The sequence below is a fragment of the Paenarthrobacter sp. CM16 genome, assembly GCF_013179505.1.
Taxonomy (GTDB): domain Bacteria; phylum Actinomycetota; class Actinomycetes; order Actinomycetales; family Micrococcaceae; genus Arthrobacter.
Map to the genome: position 1 here is coordinate 1 of NZ_JABMCX010000291.1, position 5,917 is coordinate 5,917.

Annotated in this window: 5 protein-coding genes; 2 read left to right on the forward strand and 3 right to left on the reverse strand. The window is 63.9% G+C overall.

All coding sequences use genetic code 11. From position 1 onward, the window contains the following. Together HP499_RS19815 and HP499_RS19820 are read left to right on the forward strand one after the other, a co-directional pair. Positions 1-697, forward strand: a 697-nt coding sequence (locus HP499_RS19815) for an ABC transporter ATP-binding protein (RefSeq protein ID WP_172325858.1), incomplete at its 5' end; no start/stop codon positions are given. A gap of 2 nt (positions 698-699) precedes the next feature. Continuing rightward, positions 700-3,168, forward strand: coding sequence for an ABC transporter permease (locus HP499_RS19820; RefSeq protein ID WP_172325859.1), 2,469 nt, complete (start codon positions 700-702; stop codon positions 3,166-3,168). A gap of 101 nt (positions 3,169-3,269) precedes the next feature. Here the strand turns inward: HP499_RS19820 and metG are convergent, their stop codons facing one another. The 3 genes from metG to HP499_RS19835 all read right to left on the reverse strand — a co-directional run. Continuing rightward, the gene (gene metG / locus HP499_RS19825) at positions 3,270-4,829 is read right to left on the reverse strand and encodes a methionine--tRNA ligase (RefSeq protein ID WP_172325860.1); all 1,560 of its coding nucleotides are present in this window, start codon (positions 4,827-4,829) and stop codon (positions 3,270-3,272) included. Positions 4,830-4,863: 34 nt separating this feature from the next. Then, entirely contained in the window at positions 4,864-5,619 is a 756-nt protein-coding gene (locus HP499_RS19830; protein WP_026546071.1) for an ABC transporter ATP-binding protein, read from the reverse strand. Beyond that, positions 5,616-5,917, reverse strand: a 302-nt coding sequence (locus HP499_RS19835) for an FtsX-like permease family protein (RefSeq protein WP_309138428.1), incomplete at its 5' end; no start/stop codon positions are given. The genes HP499_RS19835 and HP499_RS19830, both read right to left, overlap by 4 nt.

A 5,917-nucleotide genomic window follows, 5' to 3' on the forward strand; every position in this document is an offset into this window, starting at 1 on the left:
GACCAAGAGCTATGGCCGCGCGGATACTACTGTCACCGCCCTGAACAAGGTCTCGGTGAGCTTTGACGCCGGAAAGTTCACCGCGATCATGGGTCCTTCCGGTTCGGGCAAGTCCACGTTGATGCATTGCCTTGCCGGTCTCGATACTGCCGACTCCGGCCGGATCGTCCTGGGCGGCACGGAGTTGACGGGCCTGAACGACCGTCAGCTCACCGCCCTCCGCCGCGAGAGGATCGGCTTCGTTTTCCAGGCCTTCAACCTGGTGCCCACCCTGACCGCTGAGCAAAACATCACGCTTCCGCTTGCTCTGGCCGGGACCACCGCCGACGCCGGGTGGCTGGATGCCGTTGTCAGTACCCTGGGTCTGAAGGACCGCCTCAAGCACCGCCCCCATGAGCTTTCCGGCGGCCAACAGCAGCGAGTGGCAGTAGCCCGCGCCCTGTTGACCCGTCCCGACGTCGTGTTTGGTGATGAGCCCACCGGCAACCTTGATTCCAAAGCCGGGGGCGAAGTACTGGCTCTGCTCCGCCGGAGCAGCCAGGAGATGGGGCAGACCATCATCATGGTTACCCATGACCCCGTGGCCGCCAGCTATGCGGACCGTGTGGTCCTGATGAGCGACGGCGGGCTGGTGGGCGAGATTCACGATCCCACCGCGGACTCCGTCCTGGCAGCCCTCGGCAAACTGGGGGCCTGAGCATGCTGCGTGTTGCCGTTTCCCAATTGACGACGCATTTCCGGCGGTTCATTGCCATCGGGCTGGCGGTCATGTTGTCCGTCATGTTCCTCTCCGCCACGCTGATGGTGGGCGCGAGCACCAATGCCTCGTTGGGGGCCAGCATCGGTGAGGCGTACCGCAACGCTGACCTGGTTGCCACCTCCAAGAACGGTGAACCGTTCACCCAGGCAGCGGTGGAGGCTGCCGCGTCCGCTCCTGCGGTGGAGGACAGCTACGCGGAACGATCCACCTATGTCATGTTCGAGGCAGGTGGCGGGGAGCAGTATGGGCGGCTGCGCAATGCAGCCCCCGCGTCCCTGGAGGGGGCAGTCTTGACGTCCGGCTCCATGCCGTCAAAGGCATCCGAGGCAGTGATCGACGTCAAAACCGCTGAGCATCTTGGCCTGACTGTGGGGAGCGTGCTTGAGCTCCGCGGCGCTGGACCTGTCAAGACAGCCAAAGTCAGCATTAGCGGCCTTATTCAGGCCACCAATGATCCTTTCTCGTCCTCGGCCGCACAGTTGGTGGCCTCGGAATCGGTCCTGAACGCTGTCCAGGACGCCGGCGCCGGCTTTAGCGGGGTGCAGTTCTCGCTCAGGTCCGGCGAGGACGTAGCCGCGACCAAGGAGTACATCACCCATCGCATGGAAGCTGCGGGAGCTGCCGCGCCTGTGCTGGAAACGGCCCAGGAGAAGGTCACCTCCACAGTGGCCATGTTGAGCGCCGGGCAGGACCAGCTGACCATCGTGTTGCTCGCATTCGCCGGCGTGGCCATACTTGTCTCCACACTTGTGGTGGCCAACACCTTCTCCGTTCTGGTGGCCCAGCGGACCCGGGAGCTGGCGCTTCTTCGGTGCCTGGGAGCAGGCCGGGGTCAGATCCGTGGCTCAGTGATGCTCGAAGCCCTGGTGGTCGGTTTCCTTTCCTCGGTGCTGGGCGTCCTTGCAGCCACAGGTCTGATGACGGCGTTGATTGCCTGGGCCAAGTCCCAACCGGAGCAGGCCTTCGCAACCCTGGCGGTACCGCCGTCGGCCGTCATTGCCGGCCTGGTGGCCGGAACGTTGCTGACCGTGGTCGCGGCGCTGGTTCCCGCGAGGGCGGCCACCGCCGTCGCGCCCCTTGCGGCCCTGCGGCCCAGCGATGACGCGTCCGTTCGGAACAAACGGGGCAAAGTCCGCTTGGCCCTGGGTCTGGTAGCACTGCTGGGCGGCACCGCGGCGCTGGTGTACGGCAGCGTGAACGTCTCGCTCGGTGTTGCCCTGCTGGGCGGAGCTGCCTCGTTTGTGGGTATCCTCCTTTGCTCTACCTTGTTCATACCCACAGTGGTTGCCCTGGCCGGGCGCCTCGCCGCACCTGCAGGAGTGCCGGGCAAGCTCGCCGCCGTGAACGCCACACGCAACCCTGCCCGCACCTCCGCGACCGCGGCTGCATTGCTGATCGGCGTCACCTTGGTCTCGCTCATGATGACGGGCGCGGCCACGTCCCGGCAGGCGTTCAACGACACCCTGGCCGAGAACTACCCTGTGGACCTTTCCGCCCAGACTGCGGTGGATGGTTCAGGGGACCACGGGCAGGCTTTGGCGCGGATCAAAGGGCTCGACGGCGTCAGCGCGGCCGTCCTGCTGGCACCGGTGGGAACACTCAGCGATGCAACCACGCCCGACGGCGGCCAGACCATCTACGCCCTCTCCGCCGCCGATGCAGCGGAAGTTCTGCGCGATAACAACCTGAGGCCGGGCCCCGGAACCCTCTACCTTCCGGAGGACTCTCCGGAAGGACCTGCCACCGTCACCACGACGACAGGCAGCGTTTCCCTTGATGCCAAGGTACTGCGCACACGCCACGTCCCGGCGTTCGTGGAGAGCTCCAGCATCCCTGCCTCCCCGGTGCCGGAAACCGCCTCCATGGTGTGGGTGAAACTGGATGATTCGGTCTCCACGGACAGGGTGCAGGCCCTTCAGAAGGACATTGCTGCCGCATTGGGCGTGCAGGAGCGCACGGTCAGTGGGGCCGCTATAGAGCGGGTGACGTTCAACAGCATCATTGACGTGCTGCTGCTGGTTGTCACCGGGCTGCTGGGGGTGGCCGTGGTCATCGCCTTGATCGGTGTGGCCAACACCTTGTCGCTCTCGGTCCTTGAACGGACCCGCGAGAACTCGCTCCTCAGGGCGCTGGGACTCACCAGGGGACAGCTCCGTGGAATGCTGGCCATCGAGGCCGTTCTGGTCGCCGGTGTGGCCGCCATCATGGGCGCGGGCATGGGCATCGTCTACGGCTGGCTCGGAGCACAGGCAACCCTTGGCGGGGTGGCGAGTGTTGTTCCGGCCGTACCGTGGCTGCAACTGGCCGCCGTCTTTGGTGTGGCTGTGGTGGCAGGGCTCCTGGCCTCGGTCATCCCGGCCCGGCGGGCGGCGCGACTTTCCCCGGTGGAGGGACTGGCTACCGCCTAGACCCTCTTCCACATATCCCCCTGAAATAAGAAACGCTCTCCCACTTCCCGGCAGGAAGTGAGAGAGCGTTTCTTATTTATACCCGTTAGTTGGGAGAGGGTTTACGCCTCGGCGGGCTCTTCATAGCGGGGGAAGACCGGCGCCGGTGCCGGCAACTGTGTGCCCGCACCGATCGGCGTGGCGATTGCGGCGAACTGCCTCGCCTCGCCTTCGGCCTGGCCGAGGACGTCAAGCAGCTTGGCGGACGACGACGGCATGACCGGCTGGGCGAGGATCGCTACGATCCGCACTACCTCCAAAGTGACGTACAGGACCGTGTTCATACGCTCGATGTCGGTCTTCCGCAGAACCCAGGGGGCCTGATCCGCGAAGTAGGCGTTGGTATCGCCCAGTACCGTCCAGATGGCTTCCAGCGCCCGGCTGAATTCCTGCTTGTCGAAAGCCGAGCGGGCTGTTTCCAGCAACTCCCCCGCCTGCGCCAGCAACGCAGTGTCCTCGGCAGTAAAGGCGCCGGGCACCGGAACCTTGCCTTCACAGTTCTTCGCCACCATGGACAGCGAACGCTGGGCAAGGTTGCCGAAGTTGTTGGCGAGGTCCGAATTCATCCGCCCCACGATTGCCTCGTGGTTGTAGTTGCCGTCCGCACCGAAAGGAACTTCGCGGAGGAAGAAGTACCGGCACTGGTCCAGGCCGTACTGGGCTACGAAGTCCTGCGGTGCCACGACGTTGCCAAGGGACTTGGACATCTTGACGCCGTTGTTGGTGAGGAAGCCGTGGATCATGACGCGTTGGGGCAGCTCCAGTCCGGCGCTCAACAAGAACGCAGGCCAGTAGATCGCATGGAAACGCGAAATGTCCTTGCCGATCACATGGACATCGGCCGGCCAGAACTTCTTGAAGGACTCCGACTCGATGTCCGGGTACCCAACGCCGGTCAGGTAGTTGGTCAGGGCGTCAACCCAGACGTACATGACGTGCTTTTCATCGCCGGGGACGGGAACACCCCAGTCGAAGGTGGTGCGGCTGATGGACAGGTCCTCCAGGCCGCGCTTGACGAAGCTGATGACCTCGTTGAAGCGGGACTGCGGCGCGCCGAACTCAGGCTGTTCCTCATACAAGGCAAGGAGCTTGTCCTGGTAGTTGGAGAGCCGGAAGAAGTAGCTTTCCTCCGCGGTCCACGTGACCAGGGTGTCCGTCTCCTTGGAGTAGCGGAGCCCGTCTTCCTTCACGACGGTGTCGTCCTCGACGTAGAAGGCCTCGTCGCGGACGGAGTACCAGCCCTCGTACTTGGACAGGTAGATGTCGCCGTTGGCTTCCATTTTCTTCCAAATGGCTTGGGAAGCGGCATAGTGATCGGGATCGGTGGTGCGGATGAAGCGGTCGTGGGAGATGCCCAGGTCCTTGCTCATCTGCTGGAAGGCCGCGGAGTTGCGGTCCGCGAGCTGCTTGGCAGTGATGCCTTCCTTCTCGGCAGACTGCTGCATCTTGAGTCCGTGCTCGTCCGTTCCGGTCATGAAGAACACTTCATGACCGTCAAGGCGCTTGAAGCGCGCCATGGCATCAGTGGCAATGACCTCGTAGGCGTGGCCAATGTGCGGCACGCCGTTGGGGTAGCTGATTGCAGTGGTGATGTAGAACGGGGATTTCTCTGGAGACGTCACTCTAAGAAGTTACCTTTTTTTGGGATGAAATAGCTTAGTTAAGTTCGGTCAGCGTATCGCTGAGCCGCACCAGCTCATGGTCGTGGGAGGCAACCAGCACAGCGATGCCATCGCTGGTGGTGTCCTTGAGAATGCCAATGATGCGGTTGGCCGCGGCCCGGTCGAGGCTGGCCGTGGGCTCGTCCACCACCAGAACGCGCGTGCCCAGGATCAGGGCACGGGCAATAGCCACTCGCTGACGTTCACCACCGGAGAGCTGGGCGGGACGGTGACGCATGCGGCGTCCCAGGCCCACCAGGTCCAGAAGGTCCTTGGCCATCTCCGTCCGCTGCTCCACTTCGCCGTCGGGCACGGCGGGAAGCAGGACGTTTTCCAAGGCGCTCATGCCATCGATCAGGGCCCCGCCCTGGTCCACATAGCCGATGAGCGCGCGGCGCCGGTCAGCTATTTCGTCATCACCCATGGTGTCCAGGGGCAGGCCCTCCCAAAAGACCTTGCCCGACGTCGGGAGCGTCAGTCCGGCGCTCACCGTCAGGATGCTGGTCTTACCGGAGCCGCTTCGGCCGGCGATGCAGTGCATCTCACCGGCGTGCAGCGTGAGATTGAAGTCGTCGACGACGTCCACTTCCTCGGCGCCGCCTTTGTCGCCGCCGTAGTGGATGGTCACACGGCTCAGTTCCAAGGGAGTGGCGTGGTCAGCGGCCTTCACGATCGTATTGGCGCGGGTCTGCAGCGACTCTTCCGTGGATTCCGGGGTGGCCGTCAGCTCGGGGTTGAGTTTGTCAGTCATTTGACTACTTTCGTTGCAATCGGAATCCAGCAAATTACGGCCAGCAGACCGGCCAATCCGGCCCACAGGGCCGCATAGGGTGCCAGCAGCAGCCCGAGTCCCAAGGCGCCAAGGACGCCGAGGGGAAGTGCCACTGTGCCTACAAGGGCGTTCTCGAAGAAGCGGACCTGTCCCAGCATGTCCGGGTTCCAGCCCATGGCCTTCAACGTACCGAGGTACGCCCGTTTGGCGTGGAGTTCAAAGCGACCGGTCACGAGGGTCAGCAGCAGGCCCACCACTACTCCGAAGACTGCCAGGA